The 19,040-nt window shown below is 61.7% G+C and carries 16 protein-coding genes; 8 read left to right on the forward strand and 8 right to left on the reverse strand.

Going from position 1 to position 19,040, the window contains the following annotated elements:
* Nucleotides 1-7: 7 nt before the first annotated feature.
* From B6S01_RS05485 to B6S01_RS05520, 8 genes are all read right to left on the reverse strand, one after another.
* Nucleotides 8-766 carry an energy transducer TonB gene (locus B6S01_RS05485; RefSeq protein WP_037465036.1) on the reverse strand — a complete coding sequence of 253 codons (759 nt, stop codon included), beginning with the start codon at nucleotides 764-766 and terminating at the stop codon, nucleotides 8-10.
* A gap of 165 nt (nucleotides 767-931) precedes the next feature.
* Nucleotides 932-3,490: a TonB-dependent receptor gene (locus B6S01_RS05490; RefSeq protein ID WP_037465033.1), complete on the reverse strand. Its 2,559-nt coding sequence runs from the start codon at nucleotides 3,488-3,490 to the stop codon at nucleotides 932-934.
* A gap of 66 nt (nucleotides 3,491-3,556) precedes the next feature.
* Nucleotides 3,557-3,847, reverse strand: coding sequence for a ribbon-helix-helix domain-containing protein (locus tag B6S01_RS05495; RefSeq protein WP_051908220.1), 291 nt, complete (start codon nucleotides 3,845-3,847; stop codon nucleotides 3,557-3,559).
* Nucleotides 3,847-4,569 carry an acetoacetyl-CoA reductase gene (gene phbB / locus B6S01_RS05500; protein WP_037465030.1) on the reverse strand — a complete coding sequence of 241 codons (723 nt, stop codon included), beginning with the start codon at nucleotides 4,567-4,569 and terminating at the stop codon, nucleotides 3,847-3,849. The genes B6S01_RS05495 and phbB overlap by 1 nt, the downstream gene beginning before the upstream one ends.
* A gap of 1 nt (nucleotide 4,570) precedes the next feature.
* Nucleotides 4,571-5,569, reverse strand: a complete 999-nt coding sequence (gene hemH, locus B6S01_RS05505) for a ferrochelatase (RefSeq protein WP_037465027.1) — start codon at nucleotides 5,567-5,569, stop codon at nucleotides 4,571-4,573.
* 8 nt (nucleotides 5,570-5,577) lie between these two features.
* Nucleotides 5,578-7,854: a molybdopterin cofactor-binding domain-containing protein gene (locus B6S01_RS05510; RefSeq protein WP_037465024.1), complete on the reverse strand. Its 2,277-nt coding sequence runs from the start codon at nucleotides 7,852-7,854 to the stop codon at nucleotides 5,578-5,580.
* Between the two features lie 39 nt (nucleotides 7,855-7,893).
* Nucleotides 7,894-8,328 (reverse strand): CoA-binding protein, encoded by a 435-nt coding sequence (locus tag B6S01_RS05515; RefSeq protein WP_037465258.1) that lies wholly within the window; start codon nucleotides 8,326-8,328, stop codon nucleotides 7,894-7,896.
* Nucleotides 8,329-8,396: 68 nt separating this feature from the next.
* Nucleotides 8,397-9,356 carry an Mrp/NBP35 family ATP-binding protein gene (locus B6S01_RS05520; RefSeq protein ID WP_037465021.1) on the reverse strand — a complete coding sequence of 320 codons (960 nt, stop codon included), beginning with the start codon at nucleotides 9,354-9,356 and terminating at the stop codon, nucleotides 8,397-8,399.
* Between the two features lie 94 nt (nucleotides 9,357-9,450).
* Between B6S01_RS05520 and hflK the strand changes: the two genes are divergently transcribed.
* From hflK to B6S01_RS05560, 8 genes are all read left to right on the forward strand, one after another.
* The gene (gene hflK / locus B6S01_RS05525) at nucleotides 9,451-10,560 is read left to right on the forward strand and encodes an FtsH protease activity modulator HflK (RefSeq protein WP_037465018.1); all 1,110 of its coding nucleotides are present in this window, start codon (nucleotides 9,451-9,453) and stop codon (nucleotides 10,558-10,560) included.
* Nucleotides 10,560-11,408: a protease modulator HflC gene (gene hflC, locus B6S01_RS05530; RefSeq protein WP_037465016.1), complete on the forward strand. Its 849-nt coding sequence runs from the start codon at nucleotides 10,560-10,562 to the stop codon at nucleotides 11,406-11,408. Before hflK ends, hflC begins: the two co-directional genes overlap by 1 nt.
* Before the next feature lie 139 nt (nucleotides 11,409-11,547).
* Nucleotides 11,548-13,062, forward strand: a complete 1,515-nt coding sequence (locus B6S01_RS05535; protein ID WP_037465013.1) for a Do family serine endopeptidase — start codon at nucleotides 11,548-11,550, stop codon at nucleotides 13,060-13,062.
* Between the two features lie 114 nt (nucleotides 13,063-13,176).
* Entirely contained in the window at nucleotides 13,177-14,802 is a 1,626-nt protein-coding gene (locus tag B6S01_RS05540) for a helicase HerA-like domain-containing protein (protein WP_037465009.1), read from the forward strand.
* A 25-nt stretch (nucleotides 14,803-14,827) separates the two neighbouring features.
* A complete protein-coding gene (locus B6S01_RS05545; RefSeq protein ID WP_231567984.1) occupies nucleotides 14,828-15,232 on the forward strand; it encodes a hypothetical protein in 405 nt (134 codons plus the stop codon).
* A 105-nt stretch (nucleotides 15,233-15,337) separates the two neighbouring features.
* Nucleotides 15,338-16,642 carry an MFS transporter gene (locus B6S01_RS05550; protein ID WP_037465006.1) on the forward strand — a complete coding sequence of 435 codons (1,305 nt, stop codon included), beginning with the start codon at nucleotides 15,338-15,340 and terminating at the stop codon, nucleotides 16,640-16,642.
* On the forward strand, nucleotides 16,639-17,568 hold the full coding sequence (cysK, locus tag B6S01_RS05555; protein ID WP_037465003.1) for a cysteine synthase A: 930 nt from the start codon (nucleotides 16,639-16,641) through the stop codon (nucleotides 17,566-17,568). Before B6S01_RS05550 ends, cysK begins: the two co-directional genes overlap by 4 nt.
* An 18-nt stretch (nucleotides 17,569-17,586) precedes the next feature.
* Nucleotides 17,587-18,894 (forward strand): cell wall hydrolase, encoded by a 1,308-nt coding sequence (locus tag B6S01_RS05560; RefSeq protein WP_037464999.1) that lies wholly within the window; start codon nucleotides 17,587-17,589, stop codon nucleotides 18,892-18,894.
* Nucleotides 18,895-19,040: the final 146 nt, after the last annotated feature.

Here is a 19,040-nt window from a genome sequence, read left to right on the forward strand (position 1 = left end):
GGCTGCATCAGGCCGCATTGACCTGCAGAACAAAGGGAATTTCGACGATACCCCTGACCTTAACCGGCTGCCCCTGCTGAATCATGGGGCGCCAACGCCAGCGGCGGACAGCATCCTTGGCTGCATCATCCAGCCGGGAATAACCACTGCTCCGCGAGACATTCAGCGTTTCCACTGCGCCATCAAGGCCCAGCGTGAGTGCAAGAACGACCGTGCCCTGCTCCCGCTTACGCCGGCTCTCGAGCGGATATCGTGGCGGCTTCCCCGATATCATCTGTGTACTGAGGTCGCCGCCCTGGACAATGCCGGATGGTACTGGCGCAGCGGCGGCAACGACTGGCGTCGGAACGGCCACCGATGGCGGATTGATCAGCACGGGTGGAGGCGTCGGGGTGGTCGAAATCTGAGGGGTCGGTGCCGGAACCCGGACGACCGGGATGGGTGCAGCCACCTGAGGTTGGGAAGGTGGCGGCGGAGGTGTTTCTTCTGCCAGTGGGGGAGCGGGCTGGGTCAGATTGACGACCGTCAGCCGCGCTTCTTCATGCCGCTGGCTGAGATGACGCACATGCATAATCGCAGCGATCAGCAGCGCGTGTGCCACAAGGATAGCCGTAATGACCAACCAGTTCGGCGAACCGCGTTCCCCGTAGCGACCGGCGGGAACGACTTCGGCGTGATGAGCAACTGTCCGGATCGGCTCTGCGACGCTGTAAGGCAAGATGGCATCGGCCGCCTCATCCACAATCCTTTCAGCTGCACGAAGCATGCACCAATCCCCTTCTGGCTGCCGCGCCGGCGCGCGAGAAATAGCGCGATTCATAATGCGATACAATTGCAATTTGAGCGAGGGTGGGCGAGCAGCAGCCCGAGGAGGAGGAATACCGCCGCTCGCCCATTTCCCCGGCCCGGGACAAAGGCCGGGGGATTTTTACTAGAACGCGTAGTTCAAGCTCAATACCGCCGACCGGGTCGGGGCGGGCTGCGCCCAGCTGTTATTCACGTTATTGCGCACCGTCGTCACATATTTCTCGTTGGTGAAATTCTGGACGTTGAGCTGTGCAGTCAGTTTCTCGGTGATGAGATAGTTCGCCATGAACCGATGGATCGTGTAGCTCGGCACATAATAGCCAGTATACGTGCCGGCGGTGAGCTGCGCCACTGTAGGCTGGTTCAGCAGGAACTTGCCCTGGTAGGTGATGCCGTAGCCCAACTCCAAGCCGAAGTCGAAGCGGTAGGTGGTGAACAGGCTACCCGAATGCTTGGGCGTATTCGTGAGCGCATAGCCACGCGCTGGATCTGGGAAAGCGGCGCTATTGGTGCAGTCTCCCGCAACAGGGCTGGTCGCCCCCGGATTTTCCAGACAGAAGTCAGACACACCCTGCTTGATCTTGCTCTTCAGGTACATGTAGTTGGCCGAGATCGTCCAGTTGCTGGCGATGTTCCCAGATGCGCCCAGAGAAATGCCTTCAACACGCTGGAAGCCGTCGGCCGCCCGATCGGGCAATAGCGGATCTCCCGACAGCACCTTGATCTGGTTGCGATCGTTGCGGAACATCGCCGCTGTCAGCAGAAGCTTCGCATCGAACAGGTCTGCCTTGACGCCTATTTCATAGTTTTTGGTCGTTTCGGGCTTCACATTACAGGTGCCACTGCCGCCGAATTCGTTGTTTGCGGTGCAGGACCCATCGACTGAAGCCTTGGAAGGGAGCTTGGAGTTGCCATAGGCGACATAGACGCTGGTGTTCGGCGTCGGCTTCACAACCAATCCGACGCGATAGGAGAAGAGGTTGTCATCGATCCGGGTGGGGTCCGTGACTTCCGTGGGATCTCCCAATGTGGCTGACCCCGCATTCGTATCGAAGCTGACCGTCCTGTTGCTGCCCTTCACCTTTTCGTAGCGAATACCGCCATTGAGTTCGAGCCAGTCGGTGAACTTCATCGCGTCGAACAGATAGGCGGCATAGCTGGTCTGCTCGCCAATGTTGAGGGAGTTCAGGATGAAGTTCGTCGGACCGCTATAAGCGTTACTGCCATAGAAGCGCTGAAGCCCAGAAGTCGCCGTTGGCCCGACAATCGTGCTGCTGGGGTCCGCGATGCTAACCAGTGGATTGTACAATCCCAGGCTAGCTGCGGCATTATAGAGGTCGTTGGGGATAGCCGCGCTCTGGCCGCGAGGTATAATGAAGGGGGCCGCATAAGGATCATATCCGTCAGCAGTGCGGCCAAGGCTTCCCTGACGCTGATGGTAGCGTTCCCATAGCGCTGACCCGCCGATGACTAGACTGTGCTCAATGCCCCCTGTGTCGAACTCGGCACTCAGGTCGAACTGGGTGTAGGCCGTTTCGTTGCGGATGAAGCGCTGATTGCCTCGTCCGCCTGTCGGCAGATAATAGCCAACAGGAATGGTTAGCGTTTCGCCCACTTCGCTAGTGAGAATGGTGGTCGTGCAGGCGCCACCAGTGTCTGGATTAAAGCCGCCAGCGGTGCCGTTGTCGAGGCAGAAAACGCCGTTCGGCTGGCTGGTCACAGTATTCTGGCGGATATTCTCATAGCGGGTCAGGTTACGGACCTTGAGACTGTCGGTGAACGCATGGCTGAAGATCGCCTGCAGCGAATTGGTCTTGCTGTCCTGACGGTCGATATTGGCAAAGCCGTAATAGCCCGACCGATCAAATTCATCGAGGATGCCGCCCTGCGCGGGATAATAACGCAGACCATATTGCGGCATCGCTTCATCGTCCAGATGCTCGCCCTGGATCGTCAAGCTGGTCGGGCCATCTATGCCCAAGGTGATGGCAGGAGCGATGCCCCAACGCTTGTAATATTCGACATCGCGGCCCGGAACGTCATTTTCATGATAAACGGCGTTGATGCGGACCGCGATCAAGTCGTTGATGCGCTTGTTGGCATCCACGGTTGCGCGGTAATAGTTGTCAGTGCCGATACCTGCGTTCAGGATGGTCTGGTCATCCGCGAGCGGCCGCTTGGTCACGAGGTTGATCGTCCCCGCCACCGACCCGCCGCCGTTCATGACCGAGTTCGCGCCGTTGGTAATCTCAACCTGCTCTATATTGTAGACCTCATTGCGGTTGAGAAACGCGCCGGAACGCACACCATCGACGGTGACGTCATTCTTGGCATCCTGTCCGCGCAAGATGATGCGATCGCCATAGCCGAAGCCCCCCTCGCCAGCACCGAAAGTGATCCCGGGCACCGTCGACAGCACATCCCGGAGGGTGAGCAGGTTCTGTTGCTGGATTGTCGCCTTGTTGATCACCGTGACCGTCTGTGGCGTATCCAGCAGAGGCCGGACATATTTGGGTGACTCCGCTCGCTCGACTTTCACTTCAGATGCGTCGATGGCGGTGTCGGTGACAGTCATTCCGCCGAGCTTCGGGGCTGATTCCTCTTGGCTATGTGCAGCGGAAGCAAATGCTAGCGCGCCCACACAACTTAGCGCCAGAAACGGCGCCGACTTAGAACTCGACATGGAATAGAAACCCCTTTCTCTTTGCATGATGGGGGCTGCTATTGATAATAGTTCGCAGAGTCAACGCTATTGAGAATAATTCTTATATTCGTTCCGTGCGAACAGCCAGCAGCGGATGGCGCTGGCAAGGTTGGGAGCGGGGTCCGCTGACATTCGGTCCAGATCTATGCGCGCGACCAGCGCGTTCAGCGGCAGGCTCAGCCGAGCAGCCTCATTTTGCAGCGCTTCCCAGAAGATGGGTTCCAGACTGATCGCGGTCTGGTGTCCCGCAATTGTCACGCTACGTTTGACCGGCGGGCCGAAGGGAGACTTCGCCCCGCGGCCCGAACCCAGATTTCCAGGAATATCTGCGTCCATCAATACATGTGCTGGCCACCGTTGATCGACAGGGTGCTGCCAGTAACAAAGCCCGCATCGTCATTACAGAAGAATGCCACACCGCGCGCAATTTCCTCTGCATAGCCCAGGCGGCCGACTGGAATCTTGGCGACGATTTTTTCCAGCACGGCCGCCGGCACCGCTGCAACCATATCGGTATCGATATAGCCGGGGGCAATGGCGTTGACGGTCACGCCATATTTCGCACCTTCCTGCGCCAGAGCCTTGGTGAACCCATGGATGCCCGACTTGGCGGCGGCATAATTGACCTGCCCATATTGTCCGGCCTGGCCATTGATCGACCCGATATTGACAATACGTCCCCAACCCCTTCCACGCATTCCACCGAAGGTTGCCTTTGCCATATTGAAGCAACCGCCCAAATTGATGCGCATCACCTCATTCCAGTCTTCAAAGCTCATCTTGGACAAAACGCCGTCGCGCGTGATCCCGGCATTGTTCACGACGATGTCGACAGGGCCCAACTGATCGGCCACCGATGCACAACCGTCCAGACAAGCCTGGTGATCGCCCACATCCCAGCGAAAGGCCGGGATGCCAGTCCTGTCGGTGAAGGCTCGGGCCTTTTCGTCGTTGCCCCCGTAATTGGCTGCCACTTTGCAACCCAATTCCTTGAGTGCAACGCTGATCGCTTCGCCGATGCCGCGCGTTCCGCCCGTGACGATCGCAACTCTGTTCATATCAGCCTCCCCTAGGTAGTTGGACGAAATCATTTTCCAGCCATCCCGCCAGTTCGCGGCCGACAAGATTACGGTAAAGAAGCATAGCTTCCGTAGATGCGTTCAAACAGCTAAAATGGGCAAATTTATTACCCCCGGCCGCCAAAAAGTCGTCACGGCCGCGCATGGCGATTTCTTCCAGGGTTTCCAGGCAGTCCGCCGAAAAACCGGGCGTGAGAATGGCGACCGACTTCACCCCTTGCGAAGGCAGCGCCCGCAATGTTTCGTCGGTTGCCGGACCAAGCCATTTCGCCCGCCCGAAACGGGATTGGAAGGAGATGCGCACTTCCCTGCCCAACGCATCCTGAAGCAGCTTCGCACTGGCAAGACACTGCTCATAATAGGGATCACCCAGTTGGCGAGTGCGGTCGGGCATCCCATGGAAACTGGCGAGAAGCAGGTCAGGGTTGAAATCCAGTGCGGCCAATTGACGCTCGGTCGAACTGCGCAAGGCTTCTATATAGGCGGCATCCGCATAATAAGGGGGCAAGGTCCGGATCGCTGGCTGAGCGCGCAAGCCGGCGAGCGCCGCATAGCAGGCGTCCAGAGCAGTAGCGGTCGTGGCTGCGCAATATTGCGGATAGAGCGGCGCCAGCAAAATGCGCTCGCATCCAGAGGCGATCATCGCGTCCAGCCTGTTTGCGATTGACGGATTGCCGTAGCGCATCGCCCAATCGACCGCGACATTAGGACCGACCAACGCCTGCAACTTGATCGCCGTTTCGCGCGTATAGACGGCCAGTGGAGACCCACCCTCCATCCAGACTTCTTGATAGGCTTTCGCCGACTTGGCAGGCCGCGTCAGCAGGATCGGTCCACGCAATATGGGCTGCCATAGCAGTTGCGGGATCTCCACGACGCGCCTGTCGGAAAGAAATTCCCCCAGATAGCGTCGTACGGCAGAAGCATTCGGCGCATCGGGCGTGCCCAGATTGATGAGAAGAATTCCGATATTTCGCATGTTCGATACTATGTCCGAGACAGGATTGGCAGATTGCGGAAGCGCTGCCCGGTGACGGTGAAAAGTGCATTTGCGATGGCGGGTGCTACCGGAGGAGCGCCAATGTCGCCAAGTCCCGCTGGAGCGGCTGTGCTGCGGATCAATTCGACCGTCACTTCGCCGATGTCGGCAAGACGGGGCAGATCCATGCGCCGTAATATCGCACGGGCTGGCATGGAGTTGGCATAGGGAACCGAAGCGCCCATCGCCAGGGCCAGTCCGTAGATCAGCCCGCTTTCCACCTGCTGCCGCGCTATGTCGGGGTTTACCTGTTCGCCACCATCAATGGCCGCGACGATCCTTCCCACGCTAAGCTTCCCGCCGTCCAGTGCCGCTTCGACCATTACGGCTGCATAAGCGCCATTCATCACATGCACCGCCAACCCCTGGCCGCTTCCTTCTATGCCACCCTGCCAGCCGCCCATCGCGCCAACTGTGGTCAGGCAGCGAGCCAGACGTGAATTGCCGCCCAGCATCTGGATACGGAAAGATAGTGCTTCGATGCCCGCTTGATGGGCGAGTTCGTCGATAAAGCTCTCCGTGATGAAGGCACCGTGAAGATGAGCATTGGCGCGTGTAAATCCTAGCGGAAGACCGGTATCGGCCGGATAATGATCCACCGCCCAATTCGGCAGGGCATAGGGAAGCTCCATCCCTGCCACCGCCAGGCGCGTGGAGGTTCGGGCAGAATCACGGCTCGCTTCGTGCGGCAACTTGCCATGCGCAATCCGATCCCATGTCTGCGTCATGGCGCAGGGGGCCGCGACCTTCGCCAGCCAGCCTTCGATGGTGCCGTTGCGGCCCAGCTTCGCCGCCATCCGGGCGTGCGCCGGGGCGCTGGGGCGGTCATGGATGACGTCTTCCAGCCTGGACCAGAGCAACTGGACAGAGCGCCCCATCTCCCTGGCGATCAGCGCCGCCTGCACGCCTGCTTCGAAATCCATCTTGCGGCCGAACGATCCTCCGGCGTGAAGCGGATAAAGCGTTACGCTGCCTTCGCCCACATCAAGCGCGTCGGCGATCGCCGCCCGGGCAAGCGCGGGCGCCTGCGTGGGCATCCATATCTCCACCATGTCGTCGCTGACCCGGGCCGTCGCGCACATCGGTTCCAACGCCAGATGCAGGCCAGACGCGACAGTGAATTCGCTGGCCAGGATGGTGGCGTTGTCGAACAGGGGTTTCAGGTCGCCTTGAGAGTAGAGCCGTTGCCCCGCCGATCCTGAAAAGGCGCCTTCGAGCGCGGCATCGATGCTCGCGCTGCTGACCGGCGGCCCTCTCAATTCGAATACAGGGTCGCTAAGATCCAGCGCCTTGTTCGCCGCCCACCAATTGGTCGCGACCGCGGCGACCCAGCGCTCATTCCGCACCAGCTTCAGGAAACCGGTTACGGATTTTGCCGGCTGCTCATTGACTTTCGCGAGCACGGCGTCGCCAATCGGCCCCTGACGAATGGAAGCGAACAGCATGTCAGGCAAACGGACGTCGCCGGCGAAATTATGGCTACCGTCGATTTTGGACGGGGTGTCGAGCCGGGGCAAGTCTCGCCCGGCAAGTCTGTCGGCCTGCCCCTGTCGAAACGGTAAAATTTCAGGCAGGTCGAAATCTGCTGCTTCAGCCGCCACTTCCCCTATCTTCAGGGTCCGCTGGCCACCATCGGATATTATGCCGTTGGATATGTCGCAGCTTTCCCAGGGCAGATCCCATCGCGCCGCTGCCGCCTGACACAAAAGCACGCGAGCCGCAGCCCCCGCTTCCCTGTAGGCTTCTTGGAACATCGGCACCGATGTCCCCGAACCTGTCAGCATCAGCGCCCGGCGCGTCGCATATTGATCGATAGCCCAGTCGCCTGCGCCACCCATCAGACGCGACCAATCGCTCGCCAGCCATTGCTTCGCCAGCAATGTGTTGGCGTAGAGCGGACTTATAGGGGCGCTTTGCACGCCGACGGTTCGCCAGTCCGCGCCCAATTCGTCGGCCAATATCTGGGGCAGCAGCGTCGTCACGCCCTGGCCCATTTCAGATTGGGGGACGATGACGATGATGCGCCCGGCATTGTCGATCTTGAGGAAGGCGTTGACGACCGTCTCGTCCGGCGCAGCGTTCAGGTTGGGGCGGTATGTGCGCGGCCATATGCCCCATGCCAGCAGCAGACCTGCCGACGCCCCCGCGCCAACCAGCAGCGTGCGCCGATTGACGCCCTTTAGTTGCTCTATACGGTCTGCCGCCTTTCGCGGTGCGCGCCCCATTCAAATGCTGATAAAGGCGCTTGGCGCGGCTGAAAAGCGTTAATCCGCACGCACCGGCGGGATGTTGAAACGAGGGATGTCGATCGCCGGGCAGCGATCCATCACCACCTTGACCCCAGCGGCCTCTGCGCGCGCCGCCGCCGCGTCGTTGATGACGCCCAATTGCATCCAGACGGCTTTCGCACCCGCCGCAATGGATTCGTCCACCGTTTCCCCCGCAGCCTCACTACGCCGAAAAATATCCACCATATCGATGGGCACACCGATATCGGCCAGCCGCGCCCAGACAAATTCTCCATGAACATGTTCGCCCGCGATCTGGGGATTGACCGGCAGAACGCGATAGCCGTGGTTCTGAAGAAACTTCATCACGCCGTAGCTGGGCCGGTTGGGCCTGTCCGAAATGCCCACTAGCGCAATCGTGCGCGTTTCCTGAAGCAGGTCGATAATGTCCTGCGGCTGTTCCAGCGGCATCAGCATGCTCCATCAATGGCAGGTGCGGCAAGGACGCGGGACGCCTTCAAACCGTTCCCTGCCCTGTTTCAGGCACGCAGCCAGGCAGCCACCTTTTCCGCGATGGCAAGGAAAGCCCGCCCCGAAGCGTCGTCACCAGCAGCAGGAGGGTCGCCGGCATCCGACCGGCGCCGTATGTCGATGGCGAGGGGGATGCGCCCAAGGAAGGGCATGCCCATAGCCGAACCGGCGGCTTCCGCACCGCCCGTGCCAAAGGGATCGGAGATTTCACCACAATGAGGGCAGCTATATCCCGCCATGTTTTCAACCAGCCCGATCAACGGCACCTGCGTCTGTTCAAAGAGGCTGACCGCGCGGGTGGCGTCGATCAACGCCAGATCCTGCGGAGTTGACACGATGACCGCGCCTGCGGGCTTATGCTTTTGCACCATGGACAGCTGAACGTCCCCTGTGCCCGGAGGCATATCCACCACCAGCAGTTCAGCATCGCCCCAGTCGGCGTCGATCAGTTGCGACAGAGCATTGCCCGCCATCGGGCCACGCCACGCAAGCGCCTTGCCCGGTTCAACCAGATGAGCCATCGAAAGCATCGGGACGCCAAGCGGGCTATCGACCGGAACCAGCTGTTTGTCGCGCGCCTGCGGCTTCCTGTCCTCGCTAGCCATCAACCGTGCCTGCGATGGTCCGTATATATCGGCATCCACCAGCCCCACGGCGAAACCGAGACGTTTTAGCGCCACAGCAAGATTGGCCGACAGGGTGGATTTGCCGACGCCCCCCTTCCCCGACGCCACAGCGATGATCCTGAGAGGCTTGCGTTCGGCCGTCATGGCGATGCGCACATCCTTCACGCCCGGCACCAACAGGCCGCCTTCTCGGATCGCAGCCGCGACAGCGTCGCGGCGCTCAGCAGACAGGCCGCCCACATCCAGCACCAGATTCATGATTCCGTCCTTCACGCGAGGCGCGCTGGCACGGCCATCGGTTAGCGACTTCAGGCGGGCGGAAAAACTCTCAAGATCGGTCATGATAGCGCCTCCTAGGCAATAATCGTTGCGAAGGGCACTGTTTTTCGCGGCCGAGCCTTCCTATAGAGACGGGATGAAGAGAATTTTCGGGTGGATGCCTCGCATCGTGCACGCAATGGCCCAGGGTCCCTGGGGCGGCAAAAACGATGGCCCTGGCGGCGATGACGGTGCGGGCAAGGGCGGTGACGGCGGGCCCCGCAACCCTTGGACGCAGCCGGGCCGCTCCCCTGGCGACAAAGGGCCCTCAGCTATCGAGGAACTGCTGCGCCGCAGCCGGGAAAGCTTTGGCCAAGGCGGCGGCGGTTTCGGCAACCTGCCGCCCCGGCCCACTGGCAAGACGCTCTGGCCTGCTGCGGTCGGAATCCTTGTTGTATTGTGGCTCGTTCTGACCTGCTTCCACCGGGTCGGTCCGCAGGAACGCGGGGTGGTGACGCTGCTGGGGAAATACAGCCGCACCCTGACGCCCGGCATCAGCCTGACGCTGCCTTCGCCTTTTGAAAACGTCGCCATTGTGGACGTCGAGGAAATCCGGGCGATCGACATCGGATCGCTGACCGCACAGAGCGAAAATCTGGTACTGACCGGCGATCAGAATATCATCGACCTGGCCTATTCCGTGCGCTGGAACATCCGCAACCCAGAGCTTTATTTGTTCCAGCTTTCCGATCCCGATGCCGCGGTGCGCGAAGTCGCTGAAAGCGCGATGCGGTCGGTAGTCGCCAGCGTCAGCCTGGACGATGCGCTGGGTGCGGGACGTACCGAGATAGAGCAGCAGGTCGAACAGCGCATGCAGGAGATACTGGAGAGCTACAGGTCAGGCATCCGGGTTCAGGGCGTCGCCATCAAGCAAGCCGACCCGCCGACTGCAGTGAATGACGCGTTCAAGGCGGTTTCCGCCGCCCAGCAAACCGCGCAGACCTATCTCAACGAAGCCCGCGCTGCCGCGCAACAGGTGACGGCAAAGGCGCAGGGCGAAGCCGCCGCCTTCGACAAGGTATATGAACAGTACAGGCTGGCGCCAGAGGTCACCCGCCGCCGCATGTATTATGAAACCATGGAGGGCGTGCTGTCCAACGTCGACAAGACGATCGTTGAAACCGGCAACGTAACGCCGTTCCTGCCGCTCCCGGAACTGAAACGCCGGGCGCAAGCGGCGACCGCTTCTGCGGGCGCTTCCGCTCCCGCCAGTGGGGAGGGCCGGTGATGCCGACTTTCATCCGCCATCCCGTGGCCCTCGCCCTGTCGGTAATCGCGCTGTTGCTGCTTATCGGCAGCACGGTCGCGATCGTGCCGGAGACCAGGCAGGGCGTGGTCGTGCGCTTTGGCGATCCCAAGAAGATCGTCAATCGCTACCTTCCGAATGAGGATTTCGGCAAGACAGGGGCGGGCATCATCCTGCGCTGGCCTTTTGTCGATCAGATCGTCTGGATCGACAAGCGCGTCCTCTCTGTCGAGATGGAGCGGCAACAGGTGCTATCGACCGATCAGCTCAGGTTGCAGGTCGATGCCTTTGCCCGCTACCGGATCGTCGATCCCCTGCGCATGTATATAGCGGCCGGTAATGAGGAACGGGTCTCGGATGCCTTGCGGCCGATCCTGGGATCCGCGCTGCGCAACGAATTGGGCAAGCGCCCCTTTGCCGCTTTGCTTTCGCCGGAACGCGGCCAGGTGATGGACAATATCGAGGCCGGTCTCAATCGCGTGGCGCGGCAATATGGCGCAGAGATCGTCGATGTGCGGATCAAGCGCGCCGATCTGCCCGACGGCGCCCCGTTGGAAAGCGCCTTCACCCGCATGCGCACCGCGCGCGAGCAGGAAGCGCTGACGATCCGGGCGCAGGGGGCGAAACAGGCCCAGATCATCCGCGCGGAGGCAGACGCCAACGCAGCTCGCATCTATTCGGAAAGCTTCGGCAAGGATCCGCAATTCTACGATTTCTATCGCGCGATGCAGGCCTATCGCTTCACCTTCGCACCGGAACGGCAAGGATCGACGTCCATGCTGTTGTCACGCGAGAATGACTTCCTGAAGCAGTTTCAGGGTAGCAACTGATGGATGGCAGAAATGGTAAAGGGGGTCTGGATCATTTCGGAACCAGCGTCATTCAATGAGGGTTAAGGCTGGGCAGTGCATCCGACTCCCGCAGAGTCCTGCCCTTTCCTTCGCCAAGTTCACGAGAGGACCGTCACGAGTGCGTTACGCTTATGCCCTTACCGGCGCCCTGCTGCTTGGTGGCACCGCCATCGCTGTCACTTCCAGTCCCAATGTCGGCGCGCAGGTCGCGCAGAATGAAGGGATGCAGGCCGCTGCTCCCGCGGGTGCCCCTGCCAGCCTCGCCGACATGGTTGAAAAGCTGCAACCCGCAGTCGTAAACATATCGACCAAGCAGCGCGTCCAGGTGCAGAACCCGTTTGCAGGGACGCCGTTCGGCGACCTGTTCGGGCAAGGCCAGGGCGGCAGGCCCCAGACCCGCCAGGCCCAGTCTCTGGGGTCGGGCTTCATCATCTCGGCGGACGGGTACATCGTCACCAATAATCACGTCGTATCCGCTGGCGCAGAAGGCGCGTCGGTGGATTCGATCACCGTGACCCTCACCAATCGGGAGGAATATTCCGCCAAGCTGATCGGTCGCGATCCCGCGACCGACATCGCCGTGCTGAAGATCGAACCGCGAAAGGCGCTCCCCTTCGTCAAGTTCGGTGACAGCACCAAGGCGCGCGTGGGCGACTGGGTGATTGCAATTGGAAACCCCTTTGCCCTGTCCGGCACGGTAACTGCGGGGATCATTTCCGCCGTCCATCGTGGCACCGGCGGCACCTATGACAAGTTCATCCAGACCGACGCATCGATCAATCAGGGCAATAGCGGCGGCCCGATGTTCGACATGCGCGGAAACGTAATTGGCATCAACAGCCAGATCCTGTCGCCCTCGGGCGGCAATGTCGGCATCGGTTTCGCCATTCCATCCGAACAGGCCGCGCCCATCGTCGCTACGTTGCGCAAGGGTGAGAGCGTCAAGCGCGGCTATCTGGGCATCCAGATCAGTCCGCTCGGCGAGGACCTGGCCGAATCCCTTGGCCTGGCCAAGAACCGGGGCGAGTTCGTCCAGGGCGTTGAACCCGGCAAGGGCGCCGACCGGGCCGGGATCAAGGCAGGCGACGTGATCGTCAGTGTCGCTGGTCAGGAAGTGACCCCGGATCAAAATCTGTCGTCCATCGTCGCGTCGCAGCCCATAGGATCCCGTGTCCCGATCGTGCTGCTCCGCAATGGCAAGCGCCAGACGGTAACGGCAATCGTCGGCGAGCGCCCGTCCGAGGCTGAACTGAACAGCTTTGCTCAGCGGCAGGACGAGGACTTCAGTGAACGGCAGCCAGACGACCAGTCCGGCAACAACCAGGCGACCCAGCAGTCGTTGGGCATCTCGGCCATCCCGCTGACACCCAACATAATTCGTCAGCTGGGCGTCGCCGCCGACACGCGCGGCGTTGTCATTACAGCCGTGGATAGCTCGACCGATGCGGGCGCCAAAGGCCTGCGCAGAGGTGATGTCATCATCACCGCCAACAACCGTCCGGTCACCAGCCAGGCGGAACTGGACGCGGCGGTGCAGCAGGTGTCATCGCAGGGCCGCAACGCCATATTGTTGCAGGTGCTGCGCCGGGGCCAACCTCCCGTGTTTCTGCCGGTGCGCCTGCGCAACAAATAACCACGCGATAGAGCGTTTCGTTACGGGCCGCGCTTGCCGGAAGCCCTGTCTCGCTCCTAGAGTGCGGACAGACTCCGGCGGGCGCGGCCCGAAGCGTTTGGGGAACTTGATGCAATGAGCGACGGCATATTCATCGGCCTTGGCGCCACGGGCAAGGATGGCGCAGTTCCCCAGACGTTGAACCTCCGGCGGGCCAACCGGCATGGCCTGATCGCGGGCGCCACGGGCACGGGGAAGACCGTCACCCTGCAAGGCATGGCGGAAGGTTTCTCCGCACTGGGCGTTCCCGTATTCCTCGCCGATGTGAAGGGCGACCTTTCTGGCATCTCGATGGCGGGATCGCCCACCGCGAAAAATGCCGACAAGCTGGTCGCCCGCGCCAAGGAAATCGGCATCGACAATTACAGCTACGCCGACAATCCTGCGATCTTCTGGGATCTCTATGGCGAACAGGGCCACCCGATCCGCACCACCGTCAGCGAGATGGGGCCGCTGCTGCTCGCTCGCCTGATGGGCCTCAATGAAACGCAGGAGGGCGTCCTTACCATCGCGTTCAAATATGCCGATGAGGAAGGGCTGTTGCTGATCGACCTTGGCGATCTTCAGTCGATGCTGGCCTATTGTGCGGAGAATGCCGACACGCTTTCGGCCCGCTACGGTAATGTCACCAAGGCCAGCGTTGGCGCGATCCAGCGCCAGCTGCTCCAATTGGAAAGCCAGGGCGGCGCCCATTTTTTCGGCGAACCTGCGCTCGATATTCATGATTTCCTGAAAGTGGACGACCAGGGTCGGGGCTATGTGAATATCCTCGCGGCCGACAAGCTCATGCAGAGCCCGAAGCTCTACGCCACGTTCCTGCTCTGGCTGCTGAGCGAACTGTTCGAAACGCTTCCCGAAGTGGGCGATCCCGACAAGCCGGTGCTCGTCTTTTTCTTCGATGAGGCGCACCTGCTCTTCGATGATGCGCCCAAGGCGTTGACCGACAAGATCGAGCAGGTCGTCCGCCTGATCCGTTCAAAGGGCGTCGGCGTCTATTTCGTAACGCAGAACCCGATCGACATACCCGAAGAAGTGGCGGGCCAGCTTGGCAATCGTGTTCAGCACGCACTGCGCGCTTTCACCCCCCGCGACCAGAGGGCAATCAAGGCTGCGGCCGAAACCTTTCGCATCAATCCGGATCTGGATGTCGAAACCGCGATCACGGAATTGAGGGTGGGCGAGGCGCTGGTGTCGCTGTTGCAGGAGGATGGTTCGCCGGGCATCGTCCAGCGCACCCTGATCGCACCGCCGCGCTCCCGACTGGGCCCTGTGAGCGCGAAGGAGCGCGCCATCATTCAGTCGATATCCCCATGCGCCGACAAATATGACGAAGCGATTGACCGCGAATCTGCCGAGGAGATCCTTGCGGCTCGCGGCGAGGCTGCTGTTGCCGCCGCGCAAGCTGCAAAGGCGAACGCTGAATCCGAAAAGGCGGCTGCCGTTCAGGCAAAGCTGGAGGCGAAACAGCGAGAGGCGGAACTCAAGGAACAGGCGCGGCGCGACGCCATAGCCGCACGGGAAGCGGCCAAGCCATCCGCGCTGGATAGGGCAGTCCAATCCGCCAGCCGGTCCGCGGCGTCATCGGTGGGGCGGCAGGTCGCGAACGAGCTTGGCCGTGCCGTATTTGGGGGATCGAGCCGCCGTTCGGGCGGATTGGCAGGACAGTTGGTGCGCGGCATTCTGGGCAGTTTGTTCAAGTAACACCGCCAGCGGAGGAGAAAAGACAATGGCTATCGGAAAGACCGTCGGCTTCGCCCTGGCATTGGGACTTGCGTTGCCCGCCCATGCGCAGGATCATCGCGACCTGCGCAGGGCCGCCGACGCCGCGATCGTCAGCGATATCGCCCGCGACCGGCAGGCAGAGCGCGACGCAAGACTGCAACCCTATGCCTCCCCCGGTTATGGCCCCATTCAAAGCGCCGCCGCTGCGCGCAGCGCGTGCGCGGCCAAGGCGCGTGAAGAAGCGGGAGGTGGCGCAAGCGTCCTGGGAAGGATCACCGCCCGCACCATGTCGACAGGTTGGGAAGTGGAAGGTGAAGTCGGTCCAGTTGGCGGCTTGCATTCGGTGCCCTTCGTCTGCTCCGTACGCAATGGATCGGTAAGCGGCATCCTGCTAACCCCCCACCCCTGAGCGCTTGGGCGAGGGCGACATCAGCGGTTATGCGGCTGCAATAATGCTGTCGTCATTCTCTACCTGCGAAGTTGCGTATCGTGGTGCAGGCGTTAAGGAAATCGCATGAGCGCCCCTGCCCATCCAAGCCATCCGCTAAGCTTCGGGAATTTCCGGGCCTATCTTCTGGGACGGCTTGCCAGCGTACTGGCGCAATATGGCATGATGATCGTGCTGGGGTGGCAAGCCTACAATATCGCCCGCGAAAGCATGAGCCCATCGGGCGCCGCCGCGCAGCTTGGCCTGATAGGGCTGGCGCAGTTCGTTCCCCTCTTCTTCCTCACCCCCGTCACGGGCTGGGTTGCGGACCATTTCGACCGCCGGATGATCGTGCGCCTGACGCTCACGATGTTGACGATCGCATCAGGGCTGCTGGCTTTCGCAACTTACGAGGGCTGGGTCAGCCTTCCCCTGCTCTTTGGCATAGCTGCGATCGTCGGGATCGCGCGCGCGTTCAATGGGCCAGCATACAGCGCGCTCGCGCCGAACCTGGTGCCCCGCGATGTGTTGCCCAGCGCAATCGCCATGTCGAGCGTCGCGTGGCAGGCCGGGATGATCATCGGCCCCGCTTTGGGCGGATATGTTTTCGCGATAACGTCGTGGGGAGCCTATGCGATGGCATCGGCGCTGTTCGCGGTGGCCTTCGCGGGCATGTGGATGATCGGCCCCGTGCCACAGCCGCCGCGTGACATGAGCCGCCATCCCATCCGCCAGATGGTCGATGGCCTGACCTATGTTCGATCCAACCGCCTGGTTCTGTCCACCATCACGCTGGACCTGTTCGCGGTGCTGCTCGCGGGCGCGACGGCGCTGCTGCCGGTCTATGCGCGTGACATTCTGAAGGTCGGATCGACGGGACTGGGGCATCTTGCCGCATCGCCCGCCATTGGCGCAGGGATCGTCGCGCTGTTCTTCTCCTTCCGGCCGATGAAGTCGGAAGTGGGTCTGAAGATGCTGGCGGCAGTCATCGTCTTCGGCCTTGCCACCATATTGTTCGGTTCCACCGCTTTCCTGCCCCGGAACATCGCTGTCGAGGTTGGCATCGGCGCGCTGCTGCTGCTCGGTGCGGCGGACATGGTATCGGTCTATGTGCGCCAATCCCTGATCCAGCTTCATACGCCGGACGCCATGCGCGGCCGGGTGTCGAGCCTGTCGCAACTGACCATCTCGGCGTCCAACGAGCTGGGAGAGGCGGAATCCGGTTTTCTCGCCGCGCTCGTCGGCCCAGTTGCCGCAGTGATCGGCGGTGGAATAGGTGCTATCGTCATCACCATCATATGGGCGCGGCTCTTTCCCGAACTGCGTCTTGCACGTACCTTTGACCGACCCGACTTGAGGGAGGCGGACATCAGCCAGGAGAAGGCCCCATGAAAGCTGCCAATATTCTCGAAACCATCGGCAACACGCCGCACATCCGCGTAAGCCGCCTGTTCGCGGACGCGCCGGCGGGTTCCGAAGTCTGGATCAAATCGGAACGCGCGAACCCGGGCGGATCGATCAAGGACCGGATCGCACTGGCGATGATCGAGGCGGCGGAGGCTTCCGGCGATCTGCAACCGGGCGGAACCATCATCGAGCCCACATCAGGCAATACCGGTGTTGGCCTGGCCATGGTTGCCGCAGTCAAGGGCTACAAGCTGGTTCTGGTCATGCCGGAGAGCATGTCGGTCGAACGCCGCCGGTTGATGCTGGCCTATGGCGCGACATTTGACCTGACCCCGCGTGAAAAAGGCATGAAGGGCGCAATCGAGCGTGCGCTTGAATTGATCGAGCAGACGCCAGGGTCATGGATGCCGCAGCAGTTCGAAAATGCGGCCAATATCGATGTGCATGTCCGCACGACCGCTCAGGAAATCGCGACGGACTTCGCCGACAGCCCGCTCGACGCGCTCATCACGGGAGTAGGCACGGGCGGTCACATCACCGGCGTTGCCGAGGTTCTGAAGAAGCTCTGGCCGGATCTGAAGGTCTATGCGGTCGAACCCACCCTGTCCCCCGTCATCAGCGGCGGCCAGCCTGGCCCCCATCCGATCCAGGGGATCGGGGCCGGCTTCATCCCGGCTAACCTGCACACGCAACTGCTGGATGGCGTCATTCAGGTCGATCCCGCCGATGCGAAGGAATATGCCCGCCGCGCCGCGCGCGAGGAGGGGATGCTGGTGGGCATATCGTCGGGCGCGACGCTGGCCGCGATCGCACAGAAGCTGAAGGAGCTTCCCGAGGGCAGCCGCGTTCTGGGCTTCAACTATGACACGGGCGAACGCTATCTTTCAGTTCCAGATTTCCTGCCCGAATAAACCCGGTCGGGCGCAGGCATGACCAGTGCTTGCTCCAGCAATCCGCCGCATCCGGTGATGTGGCCGGTCTGGTTGCTGCTGTTCGCCGGCTTGCCTGCGCTGGTGGCGGGATGGGAGGCGCGCGCGCCTGTGGCGGAGACCGCGCGGTCGCCACTGGCCCAGCATGCGCGGTTCAAGCGGCCCATGACCGCCGCGCCCGTGGTGCAGCCGCTGGAGCTTTACGCGCTGGATCGCGATCAGGCGCGGGCCTTCAATATGGCAGTGGCCTTTGCGCGCCTGCCAAATCCGTCGGCCCGCCCCTTTGTCTTTACAGGGTCCGAAGCCGACCTCGCGCGGGCAACCGATTGCCTGGCCGCGGCGCAGCTTTATGAAGCGGGCGACGACCCGGTCGGCGAGCAAGCGGTGGCGCAGGTGGTGCTCAACCGCGTGAGGCACCCGGCCTTCCCGAAAACAGTGTGCGGCGTCGTCTTTCAGGGGCAGGAACGATCGACAGGCTGTCAGTTCACCTTCACCTGCGACGGGGCGCTGGCGCGGACGCCGGGTCAGGCGGCATGGGATCGGGCGCGGCAGATCGCGAAGGCCGCGCTAACGGGCAAGGTGTTCAAGCCCGTGGGCTATGCCACCCACTATCACACCGACTGGGTTGTGCCCTACTGGAGCGGGAGCCTGGACAAGATCGCGGCAGTGGGGACCCACCTCTTTTTCCGCTGGCGCGGATGGTGGGGAACGCCCCCCGCCTTTAGGCTGGCGCGTGAAAGCGTCGAGCCGGTAATCCCCCGGATCGCCACACTGTCAGCGGCGCATCAGCATGGGAGCAGCGGACTATCCGGAGCGCCCCTGCCCGGCGGGGAAACGCTGGCTGCTTTGACGGCGAGGCCGCAGGAGGCGATCGGGGCTGAATCGCTCGGACGGATGATGGCCGGGGTCCGGCTGGTCGCGATTGCGCCGGGGGCGAAAAGCTTCCTTGTCGAATTGAGCAAGACGGCAGCACCGAACAGTTGGCCAGTCCTGGCGCAGACTTTCTGCGCGGGGCGGCCGGAATGCAGGATCATGGGCTGGCGGGCGGGCACCGCTCCGGGCGGCTTTCCATTGTCCGGGGACCAGATGGAAAGCATGAGCTTTGCCTATATCCATAACGCCGCGACAGGGTTGCAGCGGGCATTGTGGAATTGCGGGCAAACGCCGCGGGAAAGCAAGGGCGAGTGCATGCGGCAACGAGTGCCGACAGTGCAGGCGGAAGCTCCGCCGCCGCTGACGGGAATGCGGCGGAAGGAGCGGTTCGAAACAGTGACGATCGTGCCGTCGGCGGGGGAAAGTCATGAATGAAATCGCGAAAAGTCGCGAATTTTGAGGGGTTTTCCTATTTCCTATTTATGTTTTTTTTTAGTTTGTTAGACGACCCGCCGTACTTCACGAGGTCGTGAAGCATAGGCCGGTGGAGAGCCGGAGTGGATCAGCCAGCGGCAAGCGCG

It is taken from the genome of Sphingobium herbicidovorans (assembly GCF_002080435.1).
GTDB classification, from domain to species: Bacteria; Pseudomonadota; Alphaproteobacteria; order Sphingomonadales; family Sphingomonadaceae; genus Sphingobium; species Sphingobium herbicidovorans.

Excerpts from the sequence above, each read along its gene's own strand:
- B6S01_RS05485 (WP_037465036.1), bottom strand. The coding sequence starts at position 766 with ATGCTTCGTGCAGCTGAAAGGATTGTGGATGAGGCGGCCGATGCCATC.
- B6S01_RS05490 (WP_037465033.1), bottom strand. The coding sequence starts at position 3,490 with ATGTCGAGTTCTAAGTCGGCGCCGTTTCTGGCGCTAAGTTGTGTGGGC.
- B6S01_RS05495 (WP_051908220.1), bottom strand. The coding sequence starts at position 3,847 with ATGGACGCAGATATTCCTGGAAATCTGGGTTCGGGCCGCGGGGCGAAG.
- phbB (WP_037465030.1), bottom strand. The coding sequence starts at position 4,569 with ATGAACAGAGTTGCGATCGTCACGGGCGGAACGCGCGGCATCGGCGAA.
- hemH (WP_037465027.1), bottom strand. The coding sequence starts at position 5,569 with ATGCGAAATATCGGAATTCTTCTCATCAATCTGGGCACGCCCGATGCG.
- B6S01_RS05510 (WP_037465024.1), bottom strand. The coding sequence starts at position 7,854 with ATGGGGCGCGCACCGCGAAAGGCGGCAGACCGTATAGAGCAACTAAAG.
- B6S01_RS05515 (WP_037465258.1), bottom strand. The coding sequence starts at position 8,328 with ATGCCGCTGGAACAGCCGCAGGACATTATCGACCTGCTTCAGGAAACG.
- B6S01_RS05520 (WP_037465021.1), bottom strand. The coding sequence starts at position 9,356 with ATGACCGATCTTGAGAGTTTTTCCGCCCGCCTGAAGTCGCTAACCGAT.
- hflK (WP_037465018.1), top strand. The coding sequence starts at position 9,451 with ATGCCTCGCATCGTGCACGCAATGGCCCAGGGTCCCTGGGGCGGCAAA.
- hflC (WP_037465016.1), top strand. The coding sequence starts at position 10,560 with ATGCCGACTTTCATCCGCCATCCCGTGGCCCTCGCCCTGTCGGTAATC.
- B6S01_RS05540 (WP_037465009.1), top strand. The coding sequence starts at position 13,177 with ATGAGCGACGGCATATTCATCGGCCTTGGCGCCACGGGCAAGGATGGC.
- B6S01_RS05545 (WP_231567984.1), top strand. The coding sequence starts at position 14,828 with ATGGCTATCGGAAAGACCGTCGGCTTCGCCCTGGCATTGGGACTTGCG.
- B6S01_RS05550 (WP_037465006.1), top strand. The coding sequence starts at position 15,338 with ATGAGCGCCCCTGCCCATCCAAGCCATCCGCTAAGCTTCGGGAATTTC.
- cysK (WP_037465003.1), top strand. The coding sequence starts at position 16,639 with ATGAAAGCTGCCAATATTCTCGAAACCATCGGCAACACGCCGCACATC.
- B6S01_RS05560 (WP_037464999.1), top strand. The coding sequence starts at position 17,587 with ATGACCAGTGCTTGCTCCAGCAATCCGCCGCATCCGGTGATGTGGCCG.